The sequence below is a fragment of the Micromonospora sp. A200 genome (assembly GCF_029893845.1).
GTDB classification, from domain to species: domain Bacteria; phylum Actinomycetota; class Actinomycetes; order Mycobacteriales; family Micromonosporaceae; genus Micromonospora; species Micromonospora purpureochromogenes.
Map to the genome: position 1 here is coordinate 78,949 of NZ_JARXXY010000023.1, position 21,527 is coordinate 100,475.

Annotated in this window: 17 protein-coding genes; 5 read left to right on the forward strand and 12 right to left on the reverse strand. The window is 73.9% G+C overall.

All coding sequences use genetic code 11. From position 1 onward, the window contains the following. Window positions 1-56: 56 nt before the first annotated feature. The 9 genes from cydC to deoC all read right to left on the reverse strand — a co-directional run bounded on the left by cydC (window position 57) and on the right by deoC (window position 10,798). Window positions 57-1,895 (reverse strand): thiol reductant ABC exporter subunit CydC, encoded by a 1,839-nt coding sequence (gene cydC, locus M2302_RS22110; RefSeq protein WP_280839757.1) that lies wholly within the window; start codon window positions 1,893-1,895, stop codon window positions 57-59. Continuing rightward, window positions 1,892-3,571, reverse strand: a complete 1,680-nt coding sequence (cydD, locus tag M2302_RS22115) for a thiol reductant ABC exporter subunit CydD (RefSeq protein ID WP_280839758.1) — start codon at window positions 3,569-3,571, stop codon at window positions 1,892-1,894. The genes cydC and cydD overlap by 4 nt, the downstream gene beginning before the upstream one ends. After that, window positions 3,568-4,575, reverse strand: a complete 1,008-nt coding sequence (locus M2302_RS22120; RefSeq protein WP_280839759.1) for a cytochrome d ubiquinol oxidase subunit II — start codon at window positions 4,573-4,575, stop codon at window positions 3,568-3,570. Before M2302_RS22120 ends, cydD begins: the two co-directional genes overlap by 4 nt. 10 nt (window positions 4,576-4,585) lie before the next feature. Next, on the reverse strand, window positions 4,586-5,836 hold the full coding sequence (locus tag M2302_RS22125) for a cytochrome ubiquinol oxidase subunit I (protein WP_280839760.1): 1,251 nt from the start codon (window positions 5,834-5,836) through the stop codon (window positions 4,586-4,588). A gap of 228 nt (window positions 5,837-6,064) precedes the next feature. Then, complete coding sequence (locus M2302_RS22130; RefSeq protein ID WP_280839761.1) at window positions 6,065-6,970, reverse strand: M56 family metallopeptidase; 906 nt, start codon at window positions 6,968-6,970, stop codon at window positions 6,065-6,067. An 11-nt stretch (window positions 6,971-6,981) separates the two neighbouring features. Further along, the gene (locus M2302_RS22135; protein WP_280839762.1) at window positions 6,982-7,413 is read right to left on the reverse strand and encodes a BlaI/MecI/CopY family transcriptional regulator; all 432 of its coding nucleotides are present in this window, start codon (window positions 7,411-7,413) and stop codon (window positions 6,982-6,984) included. 172 nt (window positions 7,414-7,585) lie between these two features. Continuing rightward, window positions 7,586-8,410: an aldehyde dehydrogenase family protein gene (locus tag M2302_RS22140; RefSeq protein WP_280839763.1), complete on the reverse strand. Its 825-nt coding sequence runs from the start codon at window positions 8,408-8,410 to the stop codon at window positions 7,586-7,588. Next, window positions 8,403-9,833, reverse strand: coding sequence for an aldehyde dehydrogenase family protein (locus tag M2302_RS22145; protein ID WP_280839764.1), 1,431 nt, complete (start codon window positions 9,831-9,833; stop codon window positions 8,403-8,405). The genes M2302_RS22140 and M2302_RS22145 overlap by 8 nt, the downstream gene beginning before the upstream one ends. A gap of 5 nt (window positions 9,834-9,838) precedes the next feature. Further along, on the reverse strand, window positions 9,839-10,798 hold the full coding sequence (gene deoC, locus M2302_RS22150; protein ID WP_280839765.1) for a deoxyribose-phosphate aldolase: 960 nt from the start codon (window positions 10,796-10,798) through the stop codon (window positions 9,839-9,841). Between the two features lie 136 nt (window positions 10,799-10,934). Here deoC and upp point away from each other — a divergent pair, with 136 nt between their 5' ends. Continuing rightward, the gene (gene upp, locus M2302_RS22155) at window positions 10,935-11,567 is read left to right on the forward strand and encodes a uracil phosphoribosyltransferase (protein WP_280839766.1); all 633 of its coding nucleotides are present in this window, start codon (window positions 10,935-10,937) and stop codon (window positions 11,565-11,567) included. A gap of 73 nt (window positions 11,568-11,640) precedes the next feature. Next, on the forward strand, window positions 11,641-12,318 hold the full coding sequence (locus M2302_RS22160; protein WP_280839767.1) for a GPP34 family phosphoprotein: 678 nt from the start codon (window positions 11,641-11,643) through the stop codon (window positions 12,316-12,318). A gap of 94 nt (window positions 12,319-12,412) precedes the next feature. Here the strand turns inward: M2302_RS22160 and M2302_RS22165 are convergent, their stop codons facing one another. Next, complete coding sequence (locus M2302_RS22165; RefSeq protein ID WP_280839768.1) at window positions 12,413-14,080, reverse strand: phospho-sugar mutase; 1,668 nt, start codon at window positions 14,078-14,080, stop codon at window positions 12,413-12,415. 49 nt (window positions 14,081-14,129) lie between these two features. Continuing rightward, on the reverse strand, window positions 14,130-16,199 hold the full coding sequence (locus M2302_RS22170; RefSeq protein WP_280839769.1) for a serine/threonine-protein kinase: 2,070 nt from the start codon (window positions 16,197-16,199) through the stop codon (window positions 14,130-14,132). A 195-nt stretch (window positions 16,200-16,394) separates the two neighbouring features. Between M2302_RS22170 and M2302_RS22175 the strand changes: the two genes are divergently transcribed. After that, window positions 16,395-17,978 (forward strand): methylmalonyl-CoA mutase family protein, encoded by a 1,584-nt coding sequence (locus M2302_RS22175; protein ID WP_280839770.1) that lies wholly within the window; start codon window positions 16,395-16,397, stop codon window positions 17,976-17,978. Between the two features lie 617 nt (window positions 17,979-18,595). Continuing rightward, the gene (locus M2302_RS22180; RefSeq protein ID WP_088964009.1) at window positions 18,596-19,855 is read left to right on the forward strand and encodes an amidohydrolase; all 1,260 of its coding nucleotides are present in this window, start codon (window positions 18,596-18,598) and stop codon (window positions 19,853-19,855) included. On the opposite strand, the gene M2302_RS22185 is transcribed toward M2302_RS22180, so the two are convergent. Continuing rightward, a complete protein-coding gene (locus M2302_RS22185; protein WP_280839771.1) occupies window positions 19,812-20,774 on the reverse strand; it encodes a DUF4349 domain-containing protein in 963 nt (320 codons plus the stop codon). The genes M2302_RS22180 and M2302_RS22185 overlap by 44 nt on opposite strands. Window positions 20,775-20,894: 120 nt before the next feature. On the opposite strand from M2302_RS22185, the gene M2302_RS22190 reads away from it, so the two are divergent. After that, complete coding sequence (locus M2302_RS22190) at window positions 20,895-21,524, forward strand: MBL fold metallo-hydrolase (protein ID WP_280839772.1); 630 nt, start codon at window positions 20,895-20,897, stop codon at window positions 21,522-21,524. Window positions 21,525-21,527 lie beyond the last annotated feature (3 nt).

The window sequence follows — 21,527 nt, forward strand, 5'->3', positions numbered from 1 at the left end:
AGCCACCCTGTCACGTGGACGGGGCGGCCGCGTCGGGGAGATTCCCGGAACCAGGCTCAGGGGGCCAGGGCGAGGTACCCCCGCTCGGCCGCCGCCTGGAGCAGCCACTGGTCGCGGTACCAGCCCGGGGTGGCCATCAGCTCGGCGTGCCGGCCGCGCTGGACCACCCGCCCGGCGTCGAGCACCACGATCTCGTCCAGCCCGTCGAGGCCGCTGAGCCGGTGGCTGATCAGCAGCACCGTGTGCCCGGCCGGGGTGGCGGCCAGCGTGGAGGCGAGCACCGCGTCGGCGGCGGCCGGGTCGAGCCCTTCGGTGGGCTCGTCCAGCACCAGCACGCCCGGGGCGGCGAGCAGCGCCCGGGCCAGGGCGAGCCGCTGCCGCTGCCCGCCGGAGAGCTGGCCGCCCTCCTCGCCGACCACCGTGTCCCAGCCGTCCGGTTGCTCGCGTACCCAGTCGAGCAGGCCGGCGGCCCGGGTGGCGGCGGCCAGCTCCTCCTCGCCGGCGGCGGGCCGGCCCAGCAGCAGGTTGTCCCGGACGGAGGCGTGGAAGACGTACGCCTCGGCGAGCAGCCCGCCGATGGCGCGGGGCAGTTCCTCGGCCGGGTACGCCGACAGGTCCACCCCGTCCAGGGTGACCCGGCCGGCGTCGGGGTGCACCGCGCCGGTGAGCACGGCCGCCAGGGTGCTCTTGCCCGCGCCGCTCGGGCCGACCACGGCGACCCGGCGGCCGGCCGGAAGATCCAGGTCGACGCCGTCCAGGGCCGGGGCGGCACCCTCCCGGTACCGCACGGTCACCCCGTCGAACCGCACGTCGTGCCCGGCCCGGGAGGCCACCGTCGCCCCGCCGTCGGGAGCGGTCGGGGCCGGCGCGGTGTCGAGCAGCGTGGCGACCCGGTCGAGGCCGGCGCGCAGCTGGGTGCGCTGCCGGGCCGCGCCGACCAGGGCCAGCGCGATCTCCACCGCGGCCAGGGTGCCGACGGCCAGCACGCCGACCAGCACCCCGTCGACTCCGGCGCGCAGCGCGGCGAGCACCACGCCGGCGGCGGTCAGCCCGGCGACCAGCACCCCGGCCGCGTCGATGGCGAACCCGGTCCGGGCGAGCCGGCGTTCCAGCCGGGCCAGCCGGTCGGCGCGGTCGGTGGCGGCCCGCAGCGCGTACCCGGTGGCGCCGAAGGCGGCCAGGTCGGCGGCGCCGTGGGTGAGGTCGACGGCGTCGGTGGCGAGCGCCCCGCGCAGCGGCGCGACCTCGTCGGCGGCCCGCCGGGTCAGCGCGGTGGCCAGTACGGGCAGCGCGACCCCGGCGACCAGCAGGCCCACCGCGAGCACCCCGGCCGCGGGCAGCGAGACCAGCGCGGCCCCGCCGACAGCGAGCAGGCTCACCAGCGCGGCGGCGGCCCCGGGGACGAGCACCCGCAGCAGCAGGTCCTGGACGGCCTCCACGTCGGAGACGAGCCGGCTCAGCGCGTCCCCGGACCGCTGTTCGGCGGGCCCCCGACGGGCGGCGAGGGTGGCGAAGACCCGGGCCCGCACGTCGGTGATCATGCGCAGCACGGCGTCGTGGCCGGCGAGTCGTTCGGTGTAGCGGAACACGCCCCGGCTGATGGCGAGCGCCCGGACGGCGACGATGGCGACGGTGAGCCGGTCCAGCGGCGGCCGGCCGGCGGCGCTCATCAGCAGCCAGGTGGCGGTGGCCATCAGGGCCAGTCCGGCGAACTCCGTCGCCGCGGCGAGCAGCCCCGCGCCGACCAGCCGGCCGAGGTACGGCCGGGCCAGCCGCAGCACGGTCCGCTCCGCGCCGGTACGCACGGTGCCGGCGCCGGCCGGTGGTGGCGGCACCTCCGCCGGGGTCGGGCCGCCGGTGTCGCGGCCCTCCGGGCGGATGGATCCGGTGGTCATCGGGTGGCCTCCCCGGCGGGGATCGGGGTCAGCTCGGTGACCCGGCCGTCCTCGATCCGGAGGATCCGGTCGGCGTCCGCCAGCAGTGCGGGCCGGTGCGCGACCAGCAGCGCGGTACGCCCCGCGACGAGTCGCCGGGTGGCGGCCAGCACCACCGCCTCGCTGGCGCTGTCGAGTCGGGCGGTCGGCTCGTCGAGGAGCACCAGCGGGGCGTCCCGGAGGAAGGCCCGGGCCAGCGCGACCCGCTGCCGCTGCCCGCTGGACAGGCCGTGCCCGCGCTCGCCGAGCGTGGTGGCGAGCCCGTCGGGCAGGTCCGCGACCACGTCCTGGAGCGCGGCGTCGGCGACCGCCCTGGCGAGCGCCGCGTCCGGGGTGTCGGGAGCGCCGAGGCGGATGTTGTCGGCGAGCGAGGCGGCGAAGAGGTGCGCCCGCTGCGGCACCCAGGCGACCTGCCGGCGCCAGGCGTCCCGGTCGACCTCGGCCAGGTCGACGCCGTCGACGGTGACCCGGCCGGAGGTGGGGGTGACGAAGCCGAGCAGCAGGCCGAGCAGGGTGCTCTTGCCGGCGCCGCTCGGCCCGATGACCGCGATCCGCTCGCCGGGCCGGATGGTCAGGTTGACCTCGCGCAGCGCGGTGGTCCGCTCGTACGCCACGGTCACGTCGGTGAAGCGGATCTCGCCGTGGCCGGCCGGCGCCGGGGCCGGCGCGCCGGCCGGCGCGCCGGCGGCCGAAGCGGCGGAGACGGTCAGCGCCTCGTCCAGCGCGGTGAGCCCCTCCATGCTGGCGTGGAACTTGCTGCCGGCGGCCCGCAGCGGCAGGTACGCCTCCGGGGTGAGCAGCAGCACCAGCAGCGCGGTGGAGAGGGTGATCCCGCCGCTGAGCAGCCGGATGCCGACCGGCACCGCGACCAGCGCCACCGACAGGGTGGCGACCAGCTCCAGCACCAGCGCGGAGAGGAAGGCGATCCGCAGGGTCTTCATGGTGGCGACCCGGTGCCCGTCGGCCATTCGGCGCACCACGTCGGTCTGGGCCCGGGCCCGGCCGAAGGCGCGCAGCGTGGGGAGCCCGGCGACCATGTCGAGGAAGTGCCCGCCGAGCAGCGACAGCCGTCGCCACTGGCGTTCGGTGGCGGCCTGTGCCTGCCAGCCGAGCAGCGCGCCGAAGACCGGGATCAGCGGGATGGTCAGCGCGATGATCAGCGCCGAGCCCCAGTCGGCCAGGACCAGCCGGGCCAGCACGGCCAGCGGCACGGTCACGCTGAGCACGAGCTGCGGGAGGTAGCCGGTGAAGTAGGCGTCCAGCGCATCCAGGCCCCGGCCGGTGAGGGTGGCGAGCTGACCGGCGCGCTGCCCGGCGACCCAGCCCGGCCCGTGCCGGCCGACGGCGGCGAGCAGGTCGGCGCGGAGCGTCGCCTTCACGGTGGCCGCTGCCCGCGCCGCGACGGTGCCCTGCGCCCAGGCGACCAGTGCGCGTGCGCCGACGGCGGTGACGAAACCGGCCAGCGCCACCGTGTCGAGCCGGCCGTCGATCGCGGTGGCCAGCAACGCGGCCAGCGCGGTGGCCTGGGCCACGACCAGCAGCGCCGTCAGCCCGCCGAGAACCGCGAGCACGGCGAGGTCGCGCCGGGCCGCGGGGACCCGACGCAGCAGACGCGGGTCGAAGGGACGGCGGTTCACCAGTACACCGGTGCCCTGCCGTCGGTCCGTCCCCGGAAAACCCACCAGCACATCGCCTGAAAGCCTAGTAGGGCCGGCAGGAGCGGCAGCGCCAGCCAGCCCAGCAGCCGCAACGTCGGGCCGCTGGCCGCCGCGTCGGCGACGCCGAGCGAGGCGGCCGGGTCGACGGTGGAGACCAGCACCGAGGGCCACAGGGCCGCCCCGACCAGCGCCACCGGCAGCGCCAGCGCCACGCCGGTGGCGGCGAAGGCCACGCCGGGCCGCCCCCGGCCCAGCGCCGCCCGCGCCACCAGCAGCGCCGCGACCAGCGACAACGGCAGGAGTACGGCGAACAGCGGGCGCGCCGCGGCGGCGCGTACCCGGTCGGAGAGCAGGCCCAGGACGGTGGCCGTGGCGACCGCGGCGAGCGCCACCGGGATCAGCCGGCGGGCCAGCCGGCCGACCGCCGCGGCGTCGGCGGCCGGCAGCCGGAGGGTGAGGAAGCTCGCACCGTGCACGGCGACCAGGGCGAGCGTCGCGAGCGCGGCGGCGGCGGCGAACGGGGTGGCCAGGTGGGTCACCCCGGCGACGTGACCGTCGGCGTGCCGGGGTACGCCCTGGAGCAGCCCGCCGAGCAGCGCGCCCCAGCCCAGCGCGGCGAGCGCGCTCCCGGCGACCACCACCCGGTCCCAGCGGGCGCGGGTCGCCGCGGCCGTCGGTCGGCTGCGCAGCTGCACCCCGGCGGTCACCAGGATCACCCCGACCAGCGCCCCGACCACGGCCGGGTAGAAGCCGGAGAGCAGCTCGCCCTCCAGCGTGGGGAAGGCGCCGAAGAGGATGCCGACGGCGGCGACCAGCCACACCTCGTTGCCGAGGAAGAACGGGCCGAGCGCGGTGAGTGCCGCGCGTCGGCGGGCGGGGTCGGTGCCCCGGGCCAGCAGCAGACCGACGCCGTAGTCGTAGCCGCCGAGGACCAGGTACGTGGCGAAGAAGAGCCCGAGCAGGGCGTACCAGGCGAGTTCCACGGTCGTCTCCTCAGGCGAAGGCGGGTTCGGGGCGGGCGTCGTCGTCGCGGCCGCCGGGCGGGCGGCCGAGCGCGGGGTCGGCGGCGCCCCGGGCGGCGTGCCGGGCGAGCAGCGTCCAGTTGGTGACGGCGAGGGCGCCGAGCAACAGGCTGAAGCCGATCAGGGAGGCGAGCATCATCCCGGCGTCCACCCCGGAGACGGCCTGCCCGGTGGGGAGCAGCCCGTACGCCACCCAGGGCTGGCGGCCGACCTCGCGGGCGATCCAGCCCAGGATCACCGCGACGAAGGGCAGCGGCAGGGCGAACAGGATCAGCCAGAGCGGGAAGCGTAGCCGGATGACCCAGTCCCGCCAGAGCAGCGGGAGCAGCAGCCAGACGCAACCCAGGGTGAAGCCGATCAGGATCATGAAGCCGAGGCCCACGTTGGAGAGCACCGGCGGGCTGTAGTCGCCGGGGCCGAACCGCGCGGTCCACTCGGCGACCAGGGCGTCCGCCTCCGGTCCGCCGCCGAACTTGGTGGGCTGCACCTGCGCGACCGGGCCGAACTGGGCGAAGCCGAAGCCCTGCACCAGGGTCACCGCGACGGCGGCGGTGACCAGCCCGATCCGCAGCGAGGTGCGGAACAGCGCGAAGTCCGGCGTCCGGCGGATCAGGTGCCAGGCGCTGACGGCGGCCATCAGCACCCCGCCGGTGAGCAGCGCGGCGGCGACCACGTGCCCGAACGCCATGCCGAGGGACGGGTTGGTCAGCAGTGCGGTGAAGTCGGTGAGGTGGGCGACGCCGTCGCGCAGTTCGTAGCCGACCGGGTTCTGCAACCACGAGTTGGCCACCATGATCCAGAAGGCGGAGGCGTACGCGGTCAGCGCGACGCCCCAGAGCAACGCGAGGTGCACCCCGCGGCGCAGCCGGTGCCAACCGAAGATCCACATGCCGAGGAACGTGGACTCCAGGAAGAACGCCACCAGCGTCTCGATCGCCAGTGGCGCCCCGAAGACGTTGCCGACGTAGCGCGACAGGCCGCTCCAGTTCAGCCCGAACTGGAACTCCATCACGATGCCGGTGGCGATGCCGAGCACGTAGTTGATCACGTAGAGCTGGCCCCAGAAGCGGGTCAGGCGCTCCCAGGCCGGGTTGCCGGTGAGGAGCCAGGCCGTCTGCAAGCCCACCAGCAGCGTGACCAGGCCGAGGGTGACCACCACGAAGAGGAAGTGGATCGAGGTGGTGGTGGCGAACTGCAGGCGCGCGAGGAGCAGGGTGTCCATGACCGCTCTCCAGGGGTTGGCTCGCTTGTCGTAGCGATCCTACACGTAGTTTCTCTACGCATATCTACTACGCACTGTCGTAGCGTCTGCTACGACAGTGCGTAGTAGATGTGCTGCCGAGCTGGCCCCGAAGATGTGGCTCGATCGCCATCACGGTCGGTGGGCGCGCGAAGATCCGGCTCTGCCGGCGGTTGAACGTCCGGCTCGGCCGGGGGAGGGCAGCCCGGGTCAGCTGAGGAAGAGGGAGACCGGCAGCGCGACCAGGGTGGTCGCCACCGCCAGCGCGGCGGCCCCGATCAGGCGGGGCGGGCGGTCGGCCACCATCAGCCGCTGCACCCGGGCGTCCAGGTCGCGGTCGCCCATGCCCAGCGCCCCGGCCGGGGTGATCCGGTCGCCGCAGGCCGCGAAGCGGCGCAGCGCGCCCGCCAGCGGGGCCTCGGCGTGCAGTTCGCGGGCCTTGTCGTCGGCCCGCATCTCGACCAGCAGGGCGACCCGCTCGTGCGCGTCGCGTACCCAGCGGAACCAGGGCAGCGCGCGGCAGAGCGCGGTGAACGGCAGCAGCACCAGGTCGTGCCGCTCCTGCGCGTGCGCCCGCTCGTGGGTGAGCACCGCCGCCAGCTCGGCCCGGTCGAGCAGGCTCAACGTGCCGGCGCTGACCACCACGCGGGGCTTCACCCCGGGCAGGCAGTACGCCGCCGCGCTCGGGTGGTCCAGCACCAGCGCGCCGGGCACGGTGGGATCCCGGCGGGCGACCAGGGTGAGCAGGTCCCGGTGGCGGCGCTGCGCGCGGACGCTGGCGTGGATGCTGCGGACGGTCGTGGTGAGCAGGACGGCGCCGATGCCGAAACCGACGCCGACCAGCCCGAGGTGCACGGCGCCCAGCCCGGCCGGGAGCGTGCCGTGGCTCAGGTCGGCGCCCAGGGCGAGCAGGGCGCTGCCGGTCGGCCGGTCGTACGGGGCCAGGCCGAGCGCCATCGGCAGGCCCATCGCGGAGAGGCCGAGCGCCAGCCCGACCGCCTGCCAGCAGACGATCGCCACCCGGGGGGCGCGCCACGTCCAGGTGGACCCGGCGAGGACCTGCGCGGTCAGGTAGCAGGCCAGCATCGACACGGCGAAGTGCACGGCGAAGGCCACGGCTGCCGCCCCTACCTGTCCGTGGCCTCGTCGGCCAGCCTGGCCCGGCCGGCCCGCGGGTCCTCGACCCGGTCGGTCAGCCCGGCCTCGGCGCCCAGCGCCGCGCGGAGCACGTCCGCCTCCGTCCCGGTGACCGAGCGCGCGAAGCGGACCAGCGCCGCGTCCCGGCTGCCGCCGAGGTCCAGCGCGTCGAGCATGAGCTGGGCGATGTACGCCTCGCGGCTGGCCGCGGCCCGGTACCGCCAGGCCCGCCCCTCCCGCTCGCGCTGCACCATGCCCTTGCCGGCCAGCCGGTCCAGGACGGTCATCACCGTGGTGTACGCCAGCTCACGGCCGTCGAGAGCGTCGGCGACCTCGCGCACGGTCACTCCGTCCGACGTGGCGGGGACCGAGTCCCACAGCACGTCCATCACCGCACGTTCGAGATCACCCAGCCGAGTCACCCCGCAATCCTACCCCCCGTAGTAGAACCTTCCCAGGGCAGGAGTCGCGAGCTGACCATTCCCCGCGGGCCCGGCAGGCCGAGGTTTTCGGGGGAGCCCCACCCGCGCAGGGATCAAGCCTGACCGCCCGGAGCGGGTGGGGCTCCCCCGAAAACCCCACCCGGACCCGCGATCACACCCCCTTGGGGTGCCAGACCGTCTTCGTCTCCAGCAGCGTGGTCATCCGGGTGATGCCCGGGTCGGCGGTCCAGTCGTGGTCCGCCGGGGCGGGACGCAGCACCCGCTTGAGGTTCTGCGCCGCCTTGACCTCCAGCTCCGTCGCCAGCTCGGCGTCGGTCACGCCGCTCAGGTCGAGGGCGTTGACGTCCATGTGCCCGGCCAGCGTCGGCACCGTCTCGGTGATCTTTCCGGTGAGCAGGTTGACCACCCCGCCGGGCAGGTCGGACGTGGCCAGCACCTCGGCCAGGGTCACCGCCGCGAGGGGCTGCGTCGGCGAGGTTGCCACCACCACCGTGTTGCCGGTGACGATCGCCGGGGCGATCACGCTGACCAGGCCGAGCAGCGCCGGCGACTCGGGGGCCACCACGGCCACCACGCCGGTCGGCTCGGGCGCGGACAGGTTGAAGTACGGGCCGGCGACCGGGTTGGCCCCGCCGTACACCTGGGGGAGCTTGTCGGACCAGCCGGCGTACCAGACCCAGCGGTCGACCGCCGCGTCCACCTCGTCGCCCGGCACGCCCAGCGCGACGAACTGCTCGCGCCGGCCCTCCAGCATCTCGGCGACCCGGTAGAGGATCTGACCCCGGTTGTACGCGGTCGCCCCGGCCCAGCCCTTCACGGCGGCGCGGGCGGCGAGCACCGCGTCCCGGGCGTCCTTCCGAGACGCCAATGACACGTTCGCGTCCTGCACGAGATACGACCGCCCCGACTCGCTGCGTGGGAACTTCCCGCCGATGAAGAGCTTGTACGTCTTGCGTACCGCGACCCGCTCAGACATTGAGGTAGCCCTCCAGCCCGTGCCGGCCGCCCTCGCGACCGTAGCCCGACTCCTTGTAGCCGCCGAACGGCGAGGTGGGGTCGAACTTGTTGAACGTGTTGGCCCAGACCACGCCGGCGCGGAGCCGGTCGGCCGTCCAGAGGATCCGGGAACCCTTGTCGGTCCAGATCCCGGCCGACAGCCCGTACGGCGTGTTGTTGGCCTTCTCGACGGCCTCGGCCGGGGTGCGGAAGGTCAGCACGGACAGCACCGGCCCGAAGATCTCCTCGCGGGCGATCCGGTGCGCCTGGGTGACCCCGGTGAAGATGGTCGGCGCGAACCAGAAGCCCCGCTCGGGCAGCTCGCACGGCGGCGACCAGCGCTCGGCGCCCTCGGCCGACCCGGCGTCGGAGAGCTCGCGGATCCGCTCCAGCTGGGCGGCGGAGTTGATCGCGCCGATGTCGGTGTTCTTGTCCAGCGGGTCGCCGACGCGCAGCTGCGCCATCCGGCGCTTGAGCGACTCCAGCACCCGGTCGGCGACGTTCTCCTGGATCAGCAGCCGGGAGCCGGCGCAGCAGACGTGCCCCTGGTTGAAGAAGATGCCGTTGACGATCCCCTCGACCGCCTGGTCGACCGGGGCGTCGTCGAAGACGATGTTGGCGGCCTTGCCGCCCAGCTCCAGGGTGAGCTTCTTGCGGGTGCCGGCGACCGAGCGGGCGATCGCCCGGCCGACCTCGGTCGAGCCGGTGAAGGCCACCTTGTCCACGCCGGCGTGCTCGACCAGCGCCCGGCCGGTCTCGCCGGCGCCGGTGACGATGTTGACCACGCCGGCCGGCAGCTCGGCCTGCTGGCAGATCTCGGCGAAGAGCAGCGCGGTCAGCGGGGTGGTCTCGGCCGGCTTGAGCACCACCGTGTTGCCGGCGGCCAGCGCCGGCGCGATCTTCCAGGCCAGCATCAGCAGCGGGAAGTTCCACGGGATGACCTGCGCGGCGACGCCGACCGGCTTCGGGTCCGGCCCGAAGCCGGCGTACGGGAGCTTGTCGGCCCAGCCGGCGTAGTAGAAGAAGTGCGCGGCGACCAGGGGCAGGTCGACGTCGCGGGACTCCTTGATCGGCTTGCCGTTGTCCAGCGACTCCAGCACGGCCAGCTCGCGGGAGCGCTCCTGGATGATCCGGGCGATCCGGTACAGGTACTTGGCCCGGTCCCGGCCCGGCATCGGGCCCCAGACCTTCTCGTACGCGGCCCGGGCGGCGCGGACCGCACGGTCGACGTCCTGCGCGCCGGCCTCGGCGACCTCGGCCAGGACCTCCTCCGAGGCCGGGTTGATCGACTTGAAGGTGCCGCCGTCGGTCGGGTCGACGAACTCGCCGTCGACGAAGAGCCCGTAGGAGGCTTTCAGGTCCACCACCGAGCGGGACTCGGGGGCGGGAGCGTATTCGAACATCACTCTCAGTCCAGGGTGAAGTAGTCGGGACCGGAGTAGACGCCGGTCGTCAGCTTGGTGCGCTGCATGAGCAGGTCGTTCAGCAGGCTGGAGGCGCCGAAGCGGAACCAGTCCGGGTCCAGCCAGTCCGCGCCGACGGTCTCGTTGACCATGACCAGGTACTTGATGGCGTCCTTGGTGGTCTTGATGCCGCCCGCCGGCTTCACGCCGACCTGCCGCCCGGTGGCGGCGCGGAAGTCGCGGACCGCCTCCAGCATCACCAGCGTCACCGGAAGGGTGGCCGCGATCGGGACCTTGCCGGTGGAGGTCTTGATGAAGTCGCCGCCGCCCAGCATGGCCAGCCAGGAGGCCCGCCGCACGTTGTCGTAGGTGGCCAGCTCGCCGGTCTCCAGGATGACCTTGAGGTGGGCGTCCCCGCAGGCTTCCTTGGTGGCCACGATCTCGTCGTAGACCTCCTTGTAGCGCCCGGCCAGGAACGCGCCCCGGTTGATCACCATGTCGATCTCGTCGGCGCCGGCCGCGACGGCCGCCCGGGTGTCGGCCAGTTTGATCTCCAGCGGCGCCTGACCCGAGGGGAAGGCCGTCGCCACGCTGGCCAGGTGCACGGCGCTGCCGCGGAGCACCTCGGCCACGTACGGGACCATCGCCGGGTAGACGCAGACCGCGCCGACGTGCGGGCAGGTCGGGTCGGCCGGGTCGGGGCGCAGTGCCTTGGCCGCGAGCGCCCGCACCTTGCCGGGGGTGTCCGCGCCTTCCAGGGTGGTCAGGTCGACCATCCGGATGGCCAGGTCGATCGCCTGGGCCTTGGCGGTGGTCTTGATGGAGCGGGTGCCGAGCTGTGCCGCCCGCTGCTCCGCGCCGACCTGGTCCACGCCGGGCAGGCCGTGCAGGAAGGTCCGCAGAGCGGTCTCGGATCGTCCCAGCTCGGAGAGGTCCGACCGGGCCGACGTCGCTGTCGCCGTCATGCCCCGAATACTACGCATCCTGGCTGGCAGTGATCATGGTCACGCCGGCTCTGCCGGCGCCTCCGCACGTGAGCCGGGTCGCTGGTCACCCCGCACCCGCACTGCGGGCGCGGGCGGACCGGTAGGTTGAGCGATCGTGGACGTACACGTCATTGACCACCCGCTCGCCCAGTCCCGGCTGACCGCCATGCGGGACGCCCGCACCGACTCGTCGTCGTTCCGGGCCGCGCTGCACGAACTCACCACCATGCTGGTGTACGAGGCCGCGCGCACCTTCCCGGTCGAGAAGTACCCGGTGCAGACCCCGGTCACCGGCACCGTCGGCACCCGGCTGGCCAACCCGCCGCTGCTGGTGCCGGTGCTGCGGGCCGGCCTGGGCATGGCGGACGCCGCGCTCGGCCTGCTGCCCGAGTCCTCGATGGGCTTCGTCGGCCTGGCCCGGGACGAGGAGACGTACGAGCCGCGCGCGTACATGGAGTCGCTGCCCCGGGATCTGGCCGGCCAGCCGGTGCTGGTGCTCGACCCGATGCTGGCCACCGGTGGTTCGCTGGAGCACTCCTGCCGGCTGCTGGCCGACCGGGGCTGCACCGACATCACCGTGCTCTGCGTGCTCGCCGCGCCGGTCGGCATCGCCCGGCTGGAGCAGTCCGGCCTGCCGTTGCGCCTGGTGACCGCGTCGATCGACGAGGGGCTCAACGACAACATGTTCATCGTGCCGGGCCTCGGCGACGCCGGCGACCGGCAGTTCGGCGGCATGCCCCGGTTCTGAGTGGTCACGGTCCCGGGACGGATCTCGGCGGGTCGGCGCGCGGGTGAGCGCGCAACCGCTACCGTCTCGGGCCATGACTGGTGTTGCGCTCGCCGAAGAGCTGCTGCTGCTGGCGTACGACGACGAGACCGGCCGGGCGACCATGCCCCGGATCAGCCTCGACCTGGGAATGGCCGCCGCCGTCCTGGTCGAGCTGGCCCTGGCCGGGCGGATCGCGTACGCCGACGGGTCCCTGACGGTGACCGACCCGACGCCGGTCGGCGAGCCGATCATCGACGGGGTGCTCGGCCGGATGGCGGCCGACACCCCGCACAGCCCGTCCTCCTGGGTGCAGCGGCTGCGGCACGGCCTGCGCGACCGGATCCTCGGTGACCTGGTCGCCCGGGGCGTGGTCCGGGACGTCGAGGAGACCGAGCTGGGCTTCATCGTGGTGCACCGCTACCCGGTGGCGGACGCCTCGGCGGAGGACGACGCCCGGCGGCGGCTGGCCGAGGCGCTGGCCGGCGATCAGGTGTGCGACGAGCGGACTGCCGCGCTGGCCACCCTGGTCGCGGTGCTGCGGATGGAGCCGGCGCTCGGCCTGGCCGGCGACGCCGCCACCGACGCCCGCCGCCGCCTGGAGGAGATCGCCGGCGGCGCGGGCTTCTCCGGCAACGTCAGCCTCGACGACTCGGTCGTCCGCCCCTCCGTCGGCCTGGTCGTCGCCGCCCTAGCCCAGGCCGTAGACCAGGCCCTCGGCAAACGCCCCTGACCCCCGCCCCGCCCGCCTCGTTGATCAAGAGGTTTGCGTCACCCGCAAGCGCTTTCCGGACGCAAACCTCTTGATCAACTCGGTCAGCGGGCGGTTAGAGGTTGAGGGCCGTTGCGATCTCGGTGCGGAGGGTGGTGACGGCGGACTGGGCGCGGGTGCGGGCCGCGGGGACGTCGCCGTCGACGACGGCCTCGACCACCTCGAGGTACGCCTTGAGCTTGGGCTCGGTGCCCGAGGGGCGGATCACGACTCGGGCGGCGTCGGTCCGCAGGATCACCACGTCGGAGGCGGGGAGCAGGTCCTCCGCCTCGCTGACCGGCTGCCCGAGCAGGGTGGTCGGGGTGGCCGCCCGGATCCGGGCCATCGCGGTGGCGATCTCGCGCAGGTCGTCGACCCGTACCGAGAGCTGGTCGGTGTGGTGCACGCCGAACTCGGCGGCCAGCTCGTCCAGCCGGTCGGTCAGCGTCCGGCCCTGTGCCTTGAGGCCGGCGGCCAGCTCGGCGACGGTCAGCGCGGCGGTGATGCCGTCCTTGTCACGGACGTGCTCCGGGGCGACGCAGTAGCCCAGCGCCTCCTCGTACCCGAAGACCAGCGGGTGCGCCCCGGCACCGGCCCGGACGATCCACTTGAAGCCGGTCAGCGTCTCGTCGTACGGCAGGCCCCGCGCCGCGCACATCGCCCGAAGCAGCGACGACGAGACGATCGTGGTGGCGTACAGGCCGGTGACGCCGCGCCGCATCAGGTGGTCGGCGAGCAGGGCGCCCACCTCGTCGCCGCGCAGCATCCGCCAGCCCGTCCCACCGTCACGGACGACCACCGCGCACCGGTCCGCGTCCGGGTCGTTGGCGATCGCGATGTCGGCGCCGGTCGAGTCGGCGAGCGCGACCAGCCGGTCCACCGCGCCCGGCTCCTCCGGGTTGGGGAAGTGCACGGTCGGGAAGGCCGGATCCGGCTCGGCCTGCTCCGGCACCACTCCGGGCACCGGGAAGCCGGCGCGGGCGAAGGCGGCGGTCAGCACCGCCGCGCCGACCCCGTGCAGCGGCGTGTACGCCACGGCCAGGTCGCGCGGGCCGTCCGGCGAGACGACCTCGGCGGCCCGCTGGACGTAGGACGCCACCAGGTCGTCGCCGAGCACCTGACCGTGCGGGCCGAGCGGCACGTCCGCCAGCGGGCCGACCGCCCGGATGGCCGACTCGATCCCCGCGTCGGCCGGCGGCACGATCTGCGCTCCCGCGCCGAGCGCCCCACCGAGCTGGGCGCCCAGGTAGACCTTGTAGCCGTTGTCCTGCGGCGGGTTGTGGCTGGCGGTGACCATCACCCCGGCGACCGCGTCGAGGTGCCGGACCGCGTACGCCAGCACCGGGGTGGGCAGCGGCCGGGGCAGCAGCAGCGCCGGCCGGCCCGCGCCGGTGGCCACCTGGGCGGTGCGCTCGGCGAACTCCCGCGAACCGTGCCGGGCGTCGTACCCGATCACCAGCGGACCCTCGCCGCCCTGGGCGGCGAGCCAGCCGACCAGCCCGGCCGCGGCCTGGGTGACCACGGCGAGGTTCATGCCGTTGGGGCCGGCGCGCAGCGGGCCGCGCAGCCCGGCGGTGCCGAAGGTCAGCGGCCCGGCGAACCGGTCGGCCAGCTCCGGCGCGCTCGCCGGCAGCCGGTCGAGCACCGCGCGGAGCTCGTCCCGGCTGGCCGGGTCGGGATCGTCGTCGAGCCAACGCCGGGCCCGGTCGCGAATGTCGTCGAGGTCAGTGGTTTCCGCCGCCATTGCCTATGGATAGCACGGCGGCGGATCACCACGCCCCGGTGGCCTCGACTCAGCTGGCCGCCGTGAGCTGGAACGACTTCACCATCTCGTCGAAGATCGGCTTGCTCTCGGCGAACGTGGCATCGGTGGTCGAGAGGTAGAACGAGAAGATCTTCCCCTCGTGGACCACGCCCCGCCACACGCCGTGCCGCTTGTCGCCGCCCTCGCCGCAGGTGTACTCCAGCTCCGCCGCCGGCTCGCCGGCCAGCTCCTGCTCGGTCATCCCGATCTGGCTGTAGGGCTTGGGGCAGGACTTGAACCGGTTCTTCAACCCGTCCTCGGCCACCTCGGCCCAGCGCATCGAGCTGCTGCCGCCCTTCTCGACCAGGATGCGGACCTTGCGGCCGTCGTCCTGCGGGTCCACGTAGTCGACGTAGGAGCCGCCGGTCGCCTTCTTCCAGCCCTTGGGCACCATCACCCGCACGCCCCTGGCGTTGTGCTCCTGCATCTCGGGCAGCTCGCCGCCGGCCGCGGGCGCGCTGGGCTGGACCTGCGCCGGCGTACCGGGCTCCTCGTCGCCGCCGCCGAACATCGCGATCATGCCGATCAGCAGCACCACCGCCAGGCCGCCGGCCGCCGCGAGCTGGAGCTTGCGGGGCCAGCCCTGCACCGTGGCGACCAGCTTGCCGCCGGTGCCCCGGACCTTGTCGAGCGCGCCACCGCCGGTGGCCCCGGCCGGCGCGGTCGTCGGTGAGGTCCACGACTGGCCGGTGCCCGGCACCGACCACTGGCCCCCGCCGTAGACCGGCTGCGTCGCGTCGGGGTGGCCGCCGATCCGCTGGGTGGCGTCGGAGCGCCCACCGCCGATGCGCTGGGTCGCGTCCGGGTGGCCGCCGATGCGCTGGGTGGTGTCCGGATGCCCGGTGCTGAACCGCTGGGTGGCCTCCGGCGCCCCGCCGTACGTGGTGCCCGGCGGGCGGCCCGCCGACGGCATCGCGCCGGTCGGGGTGTGCAGCGGGCCGGCCAGCGCGTCAGCGCTGGTGTCGTCGAGCCCGGCGGCGGACGCGGCCGGGCTCGGCCGCTCGCCCCGGCGCAGCGCGGCCAGCCGGTCGGTCAGCGACTCGTCGGGAGCCAGCATGGCCCGGCCGCCGATCTGCCCGCTGGGCTTCGGCTCCGGCTCGGCCGCCGGGGGTGGCGTCGACGGGCGCTGCACCGGGACCACCGCGTACGGGTCGGTGACCGAGTTGACCGCGGTGGCGGTGCTGGTCAGCGGCCCGGCGAGCAGCTCGCGGAGCATCGCCCGGGCGGTGTGCACGTCGAGGCGGCGGCCCGGGTCCTTCTCCAGCAGGCCCATCAGGACCCGGGTCAGCGGCCCGCTGCGCTGCGGCGTGGCCGGCGGGTCCTCGACCACGGAGTGCATGGTCTCGATCGGGTCGCCCTTGTCGAACGGCGGCCGGCCCTCCACGGCGGTGTAGAGCGTCACGCCGAGGGAGAACAGGTCGCTCGGCGGGCCGAACTCCTGGCCCATGGCCCGCTCGGGGGAGATGAAGTGCGGCGAGCCGAGCACCATCCCGGGGGTGGTGAGCTGGACGTCGGTGGGCATCCGGGCCACCCCGAAGTCGGTCAGCACGCAGCGGCCGTCGGTGCAGATCAGCACGTTGGCCGGCTTCACGTCGCGGTGCAGCACACCGTTGGCGTGCGCCACCTCCAGCGCGCCGAGCAGCGCGATGCCGATCTTGGCGACGGCGCGGGGCGCGACCGGCCCGTCCTCGATCACCATGTCGGCGAGGCTGCGCGCGTCCAGCAGCTCCATCACGATCCACGGCCGGCCACCCTCGGTGACCACGTCGTACACCTGGACCACGGCCGGGTGCTGGATGGCCGCGGCGGCGCGGGCCTCGCGCAGGGTGCGCTCGTACATCGAGTCACGGTCGCTGGGGGCCAGCCCCGGGGGCAGGACGACCTCCTTGACCGCCACGTCGCGCCGCAGCAGCGTGTCGGTGGCACGCCAGACCGTGCCCATGCCGCCGTTGCCCACCGCGGACCGCAGCGAGTAGCGGCCACCGATGATCGTGCCGGGTGCCGCGCGTCCGTTGGGAGGACTGACCGGTCCGCCGCTCCACGTCGGGATCTGAGTCACAGAAAAGCCACCGGGGGATATCGAGGGGGCTGGGACACAACCCCCCTATCTTGCTGGTTCCGACGCCCGATGCGAAACCCGACGCGGCGCTCCTTTGCCTACCGGACCGTATGTGCCCGCGCGCTCACCTGCCGTCGACCGGGGTGTGCGCTATCCCTCACCCATCGACACGCTCGCGCGTCCTACCATCCGGTGATGAGCGAACGGCGGTCCAGCGAGTCCGGTTTCCCGATCAAGGGCGTCTACACGGCGGCCGACCTCCCCGAGGAGCTGGAGACCCGGCTGGGCGGCCCGGGGGAGTATCCGTACACCCGTGGGGTCTACCCCACCATGTACACGTCCCGCCCGTGGACCATGCGGCAGTACGCCGGCTTCGGCACCGCCACCGAGTCCAACGCCCGCTACCACCAGCTGCTGCGGGCCGGCACGATGGGGCTGTCGGTCGCCTTCGACCTGCCGACCCAGATGGGCTACGACTCCGACGACCCGATCGCGCACGGCGAGGTGGGCAAGGTCGGGGTGGCCATCGACTCGATCGAGGACATGCGGATGCTCTTCGACGGCATCCCGCTGGACAAGGTCTCCACCTCGATGACCATCAACGCGCCGGGCTCGGTGCTGCTGCTGCTCTACCAGCTTGTCGCCGAGGAGGCCGGGGTCGCCGGCTCCGCGCTCAACGGCACCATCCAGAACGACATCCTCAAGGAGTACATCGCCCGGGGGACGTACATCTTCCCGCCGAAGCCCTCGCTGCGGCTGGTGGCCGACACGTTCGGCTACTGCCGCAAGGAGGTGCCGAAGTGGAACACCATCTCCATCTCCGGCTACCACATGGCCGAGGCCGGCGCGACGCCCGCGCAGGAGATCGCATTCACCCTGGCCAACGGCGTCGAGTACGTCCGCGCCGCGCTGGCGGCCGGGCTGGCCGTGGACGACTTCGCGCCCCGGCTGTCGTTCTTCTTCGTCGCCCGCACGACGCTGCTGGAGGAGGTGGCGAAGTTCCGCGCCGCCCGGCGGATCTGGGCCCGGCTGATGCGCGACGACTTCGGCGCCAAGGACCCGAAGTCGATGATGCTGCGCTTCCACACCCAGACCGCCGGCGTGCAGCTCACCGCCCAGCAGCCGGAGGTCAACCTGGTCCGGGTCGCGGTGCAGGGGCTGGGCGCGGTGCTCGGCGGCACCCAGTCGCTGCACACCAACAGCTTCGACGAGGCGATCGCGCTGCCCACCGAGAAGGCGGCCCGGCTGGCGCTGCGGACCCAGCAGGTGCTGGCGTACGAGACGGACCTGACCGCCACCGTGGACCCGTTCGCCGGGTCGTACGTGGTGGAGGCGATGACCGCCGAGATCGAGGCGGCGGCGGTGGAGCTGATGGACCGGGTGGCCGACCACGGCTCGGCGGTGGACGCCATCGAGGCGGGTTTCCAGAAGCGCGAGATCGAGCAGTCCGCGTACCGGATCGCCCAGGAGATCGACTCGGGCGAGCGGGTGGTCGTCGGCCTCAACCGGTTCACCGTCGACGAGGAGGAGCCGTACGAGCCGCTGCGGGTGGACCCGGCGATCGAGGCGGCCCAGGCGTCTCGGCTGGCGAAGCTGCGCGCCGAGCGGGACAACGGCGCGGTGGAGCGGGCCCTGGCGGAGCTGCGCGCCGCGGCCGAGGGCACCGAGAACGTGCTCTACCCGATGAAGGACGCGCTGCGGGCCCGGGCCACGGTCGGCGAGGTCTGCGGGACGCTGCGCCAGGTCTGGGGGAGATACCAGCCCAGCGACCGCTTCTGACCAGCGCGTGAACGGCGGCCTCCGCCGGTGCCCCCGGGTGCCGGCGGGGGCCGCCGTCGTCTGCGGTCGGGGTCGACAGGGGTCGTCAGGGGTGCCTCGCCGGAGCTACCGTCGGTGCAGGTACCCGGTGCGGCACGGAGCTCCTCGAGGGCTCCCGTGGGCGCCCGGGCAGCGTGGCCTTCCGGGCGGGGCGTGTGCCGCGTGGGTTCCTGGGTAACCCGGACGGGTGAACGGGACGGACAGCGTGTCCGGCCGCGCGCGGGACGACCGTGTCACCGTCGGGAGTCGCCTGGTCGCCGGCTGTCGTCGGTTAATTGTCCGAGCGGCAGTTAATTGCGGCGACTAATGCGACAATTCGGAACGACGGCCCCGGATCGACGCCGATTTCGCGACCGCCCAATCGGTTACGCGTTGTAGGAGGTGTGGGGCAGATGACGGCGTTCGAACGCGATCTACCTGCTGTCCCGCAGATATTCGAGCCCTCTCACCAGGGCTTACGTGACGCTGTGCGGTCCGATCACTACCGTAACGAGGTTGCCCAGCGTCACCGTCGGAGGTCTAGGCTGTCTGCTGTCCTCCCCGACGATCCGTCCATTCCTAGTGATCGAGAATTCGACGTGACGAGTGCGTTGACACTGCCGAACGGCAGCCAGCTGGCGTCGTCCTGGCCGGAGGCGCCATCCGGGTCCCAGCCCCTGCCCTACGAGCTCGACCATCTGCTCGCCCTGCGGGTACCCGGCCTCATCGCCACCCGTCGCCACATCCACTCCCACCCGGAGCTCTCCGGCGAGGAGTTCGAGACGGCGGCGCTGATCGCGCGGGAGCTCTCCCTGGCCGGCCTGCACCCGCGGCTGCTGCCCAAGGGCAACGGGGTCATCTGCGACATCGACGGCCGCCCGGACGGGCCGGTCATCGCGCTGCGCGCCGACATCGACGCGCTGCCGCTGACCGACGTCAAGGACGTGTCGTACAGGTCCACGGTGGAGGGCGTCTGCCACGCCTGCGGACACGACGTGCACACCACGGTGATGCTCGGCGTCGGCATGCTGCTGGCCCAGCTCGCCGACGCCGGCCAGCTCGACGGCCGGGTGCGGCTGATCTTCCAGCCGGCCGAGGAGATCCTGCCCTGCGGTTCGCTGGAGGTCATCGAGGCCGGCGGCCTGGAGGACGTGGTCCAGATCTTCGCCGTGCACTGTGACCCCAACCTGCCGGTGGGCAAGGTCGGCCTGCGGGTCGGCCCGATCACCGCCGCCGCCGACAACGTCACCGTCCGGCTCACCGGCCCGGGCGGGCACACCGCCCGGCCGCACCTGACGGTCGACCTGGTCGACGCGCTCGGCCGGCTGGTCACCGAGGTGCCGGCGCTGGTCAGTCGGCGGGTGCCGGCCAACAGCGGGCTGCTGCTGGTGTTCGGCCACGCCTCGGCCGGCACCCGGTACAACGTCATCCCGTCCGAGGCGTGCGCCTCGGGCACCCTGCGGGTGATGGACCGCGACACCTGGGAGCTGGCTCCCAAGATCGTCGCTCAGGTGGTCCGGGACGTCATCGCGCCCACCGGCGCCACGGTCGACCTGGAATACCTGCGCGGCCGTCCGCCGGTGAGCAACGACGCCCGCGCCATCGGGGTCCTCACCGCCGCCACCGCCGCGGCGCTCGGCCCCGAGGGGATCGCCGAGACGCCGCAGAGCATGGGCGGCGAGGACTTCTCCTGGTACCTGGAGTACGTCCCCGGCGCGCTGGCCCGCCTCGGCGTCGGCCGGTCCGGGCCCAACGTGGACCTGCACCGGGCGTCGTTCGACGTCGACGAGCGGGCCATCCCCGCCGGGGTGCGCCTCATGGTCCAGACCGCGCTGCGGGCACTGGCGGCGGTGCGGTAGGCATCGGCGGACGCGGTGCGCCGACCGGCGTGGTGGGCGGTGCCGGTGGCGCGGGCCGCCCCCGACGCCGCCGGCGCAGCACCGCCAGGAACACCACCAGGGGTACGCCGAACGCCAGCAGCCAGGGCAGCACCGCCCCGAGCACGGTCAGCAGGATGGTCATCGAAGCCACGAAGACCTTCCAGCCGCCGCGCAGCCCGACCATGAAGCCCGTCTCGGTCTCCTCCTCGGCCGTCGAGGCGTCCATCCCGACGAACGTCACCGTGATCGTGGAGAGCGCGGTCAGGTCGGCCAGCCGACGCTTCTTCGCCTCCAGCGAGGCGAGGTCGGCCTCCCGCCGGGACACCTCGTCCTCCAGCGACACCAGCTCCGGGATCGAGGTGGCCCGGGACAGCAGCTTGCGGGCACTGTCCACCCGGGCCCGCTGGGTCGCGATCCGGGCGTCCAGGTCGACCGTCTCCTCGGTGACGTCCTGCGTCTTCACCTCCCGACGCTGCTGCCTGCCGTACGTCGCCAGCTCGTCGATGAGGGCGGTGAACTTCGCCGCCGGCACCCGCAGCTCCAGCTCCGCCTCGGCGTCGGCGGCCACACTGCGCCGGTTGTCGCCGCCGACGAACCCGCCGGCCGCGACCACCGCGGCGACCGCCCGACGGGCGGCGCCCTCGACGTCGTCCACCTGCACCCGCATCGTTCCGGTGTAGATGATCGATCGCTGGTCCACCCGCAGGTCCGGCGCGCCCGCGCCGGCCTTGCCCGGCTCGGCCGCCCCACCCGCCGGCGCGCCGCCGGCCGGGGCCTCGGCCGCCGAGTCGCCCGTCGAGGTCGAGCGGTCCGCCGCTCCGCAACCGGCCAGCAGCAACGCCGCCAGCCCCAGCGCCGCCAGGGCCCTGCCCCGGCGTCGTGTCGTCTGTCTGTCCATCCCCGCTCCGTCCTCTGACTACCCCGGTCCCGGGGCGATAGCTCGGACGCGACGCGACACCGCGCCGGTTCCGGCAGACTGCGCTGAGGACGTCACGATTCGATAATCGAGGAGTCACATATGCAGCTCACCAAGTACTCCCACTCCTGCCTACGGCTGCAGCACGACGGCGGGGTGCTCGTCGTCGACCCCGGCGTGGTCAGCGAGCCGGCGGCGTTGGACGGGGTGGACGCGGTGCTGATCACCCACGAGCACCCGGACCACGTGAACGTGGAGGCGCTGACCCGGGCGCTGGACCGCCGCCCGTTCACCGTCCACGGCCCGGCCTCGCTCGCCGGCGTCCTGGGTGACGCCGCTGAGGTGCTGACCGTGGTCACCCCCGGGGAGTCCTTCACCGCCGCCGGCGTGCCGGTCCGCGCCCACGGTGGCCGGCACGCCGTCATCCACCCCGACATCCCGGTCGTGGAGAACATCGGATACCTGTTCAACGACGTCGTCTACCACCCGGGAGACGCGCTGTTCGTGCCGGACGACGTCCAGGTCGACACCCTCTTCGCGCCGATCCACGCGCCCTGGTCGAAGTTCTCCGAGGTGCTCGACTTCATCCGGGCGGTCGCGCCGCGCCGCGCGTACGCCCTGCACGACGGTTACCTCAACGACAACGGGCTCGCCGTGGTCGACCGGCAGTACACGGCCCTGTCCGGGACGGACTACCAGCGGCTGGAACCGGGCAGCCGGATCGACGCCTGAAGC